This window comes from Limnofasciculus baicalensis BBK-W-15 (genome assembly GCF_024178385.1).
Lineage (GTDB): Bacteria > Cyanobacteriota > Cyanobacteriia > Cyanobacteriales > Coleofasciculaceae > Limnofasciculus > Limnofasciculus baicalensis.
The window spans coordinates 1-2307 of sequence record NZ_JAMZMM010000612.1 but is presented as its reverse complement, the minus strand read 5'-3'; the positions used below and the strand labels follow the sequence as shown (position 1 = coordinate 2307).

The window sequence follows — 2307 nt, the reverse complement described above, 5'->3', positions numbered from 1 at the left end:
AGATGGGAGGGAGCGATATTCTTCTGTTACCTCTCACCTCTTTCCTTTGGTTGGCATATCTCTCTCTATCATTCCCGCTCTTAGGTGTTTATTGTTACTCTAGTTTCGCCAATTTGCGGTAAAAACTTGTACATATTTAGGAATTTTTCTATAGAATTAATACAATTTATTACTAAACAGCCTATACTACACCTGTAGTCAGGGAGCGTGTAAGGAAGACAGATGAAAGCATTTGTAGCTGGTGCAACGGGTGAGACGGGACGACGCATTGTGAAAGAATTGCTTAAGCGCAATATTCCTGTCCGCGCTTTGGTGCGTAACTTGGAAGCTGCGAAGGAAATGCTGCCAGTGGAGGCTGAATTAGTCCAGGGAGATGTATTACAGAAAGATAGCCTGAGTGTCGCTATTGGAGATAGTACTGTGGTACTATGTGCTACGGGTGCGCGTCCCAGTTTTGACCCGACTGGACCATACTTAGTGGACTACGAAGGTACTAAAAATCTGGTGGATGTCGCTAAAGCTAAGGGAATTGAGCATTTTGTCCTGGTATCCTCTTTATGTGTTTCCCAATTTTTCCATCCTCTTAATCTATTTTGGCTAATTCTGGTGTGGAAAAAGCAAGCGGAGGAATATATCCAAAAAAGTGGCTTAATTTATACGATTGTCAGACCTGGGGGTCTTAAAAATGAGGATAACTCAGATCCTGTTGTCATGTCAGCGGCAGATACTCTGTTTGAGGGCAGCATTCCTCGGACTAAGGTAGCACAAGTTTCTGTCGAAGCACTCTCTCAAGCCGAGGCTCGGAATAAAATAGTAGAAGTAGTAGCTAAACCAGATGCTCGCGATCGCACTTTCCAGGATTTATTTGCCAGTATTAGTTAAAAAGGGAATGGCTAATGGCTAATGGCTAATGGCTATTCCCCATTCCAAAAAACCTACTCCCCACTCCCCATTCCTTCTTGCCTGATGAACCGTATCATTAAGTGGATTAACATATTAATCATAATTACTGTAGCGTTAGAAATACGTGCGGGATATCGACCTGATGGATGGAATTTTAACAATCCAAAAGGTATTTCCGGAACACAACCATTGGTGATGAGGGGAGGAGATCCTTATATTAGGGCTTTAATGCGGACAATTTCGGCAAGTGAGGCGAATGTTTCCCAGCCATATTCAGTACTTTATGGGGGACAACATGTTTGGGATTTGAGTCGTCATCCCAATCGTTGCGTGAGAATTGTTAATGGCCCTAATGTTGGTAAATGTACCACGGCAGCGGGACGATATCAGTTTATTAATACTACTTGGGCTGATAAAGCTAGGCGCTATCACCCACGCCCTTGGGGTTTTTTGACGTGGAAGGATTATAGTTTTGAACCACAATATCAGGATGCGGTGGTTTATTCGTGGCTTGCTGATAAGCAATATTGGGGGATAGATATTTCTGGACAACTACAGAAAGGAAATGTGAGTAGGGTATTGCAGCGGTTGTCTGGTACTTGGACTAGTCTAGGTTATGGTATAGAAACTAATTCGATGTCGAACTCTTTACCTGGAATTTATCAGAAAATGCTCAAGGAAGAATTGGGAAAGGCTGGTTAATTGCTAATGGTTAATTGCTAATCCCCACTCCCTATTCCCTATTCCCCAAATAATTGAGTTAACCAGTCAATAAATGCGATCGCAATAGTTGAATTATAACTCAATACTCGTGCGGTAATTGCTTGTCCCATGGGCATTCCTGGTGTTTCTTGCCAAGCTAGCCAAGTGTGAATTAATGCTTTAGGATATCGCCAAAGAATGAAGGTTTCTGCTGGTTAGTCTGCAAAAGAATTGAACTTTGTGGATAAGATGTTGAGCGGAAAGAGATAATTTGCTCCAGGCTAGGTCGATGATTATAAAATAGATGCCTTACCTGATACTCAATCTGGTGGTGCTGAGGTTCACCAGACATACTTAAACCTAGTCTTTCAATAATTTCACCTCGTTTATGAAGTAAATAAACTAAGGATTGAGAATTGATCTTATTAACTAATAGATAAATAGCTTCCAGTAGACTGGTTTTGCCACTATTATTCATCCCGACAATTAGATTAACTTGCGCCAAACCGTCGATATGGAAATCTTTGAAGCAGCGGTAATTCTGGATAGTGAGATCCCGTAACATAAAGTCCTCGACTACAGTAATAGCGATCATCTTCTATATTAGAAGGGATGGGTGGCTTTGACGATAATCTGATGCCAAGTTACAGTAGAACTTGTAGAGCAGGCCTCTAGACTCCGGCTGACAGGAGAGATGCCTAT

Annotated in this window: 4 protein-coding genes; 2 read left to right on the top strand and 2 right to left on the bottom strand. The window is 41.9% G+C overall.

What is annotated here, in order from left to right; genetic code table 11:
* Positions 1–222: 222 nt before the first annotated feature.
* Together NJ959_RS28760 and NJ959_RS28755 are read left to right on the top strand one after the other, a co-directional pair.
* Positions 223–882: an NAD(P)H-binding protein gene (locus NJ959_RS28760; protein WP_254015182.1), complete on the top strand. Its 660-nt coding sequence runs from the start codon at positions 223–225 to the stop codon at positions 880–882.
* A gap of 21 nt (positions 883–903) precedes the next feature.
* Positions 904–1605, top strand: a complete 702-nt coding sequence (locus NJ959_RS28755; protein WP_373693735.1) for a glycoside hydrolase family 24 protein — start codon at positions 904–906, stop codon at positions 1603–1605.
* A gap of 38 nt (positions 1606–1643) precedes the next feature.
* On the opposite strand, the gene NJ959_RS30510 is transcribed toward NJ959_RS28755, so the two are convergent.
* Entirely contained in the window at positions 1644–1736 is a 93-nt protein-coding gene (locus NJ959_RS30510; protein WP_309242724.1) for a hypothetical protein, read from the bottom strand.
* Between the two features lie 41 nt (positions 1737–1777).
* Positions 1778–2200, bottom strand: coding sequence for an AAA family ATPase (locus NJ959_RS28750; RefSeq protein WP_254015181.1), 423 nt, complete (start codon positions 2198–2200; stop codon positions 1778–1780).
* Positions 2201–2307: the final 107 nt, after the last annotated feature.

What these genes read in the sequence shown, in the direction of transcription:
- NJ959_RS28760 (WP_254015182.1), top strand. Translation starts at nt 223, where the DNA reads ATGAAAGCATTTGTAGCTGGTGCAACGGGTGAGACGGGACGACGCATT.
- NJ959_RS30510 (WP_309242724.1), bottom strand. Translation starts at nt 1,736, where the DNA reads ATGGGACAAGCAATTACCGCACGAGTATTGAGTTATAATTCAACTATT.
- NJ959_RS28750 (WP_254015181.1), bottom strand. Translation starts at nt 2,200, where the DNA reads ATGATCGCTATTACTGTAGTCGAGGACTTTATGTTACGGGATCTCACT.
- NJ959_RS28755 (WP_373693735.1), top strand. Translation starts at nt 904, where the DNA reads ATGGCTAATGGCTATTCCCCATTCCAAAAAACCTACTCCCCACTCCCC.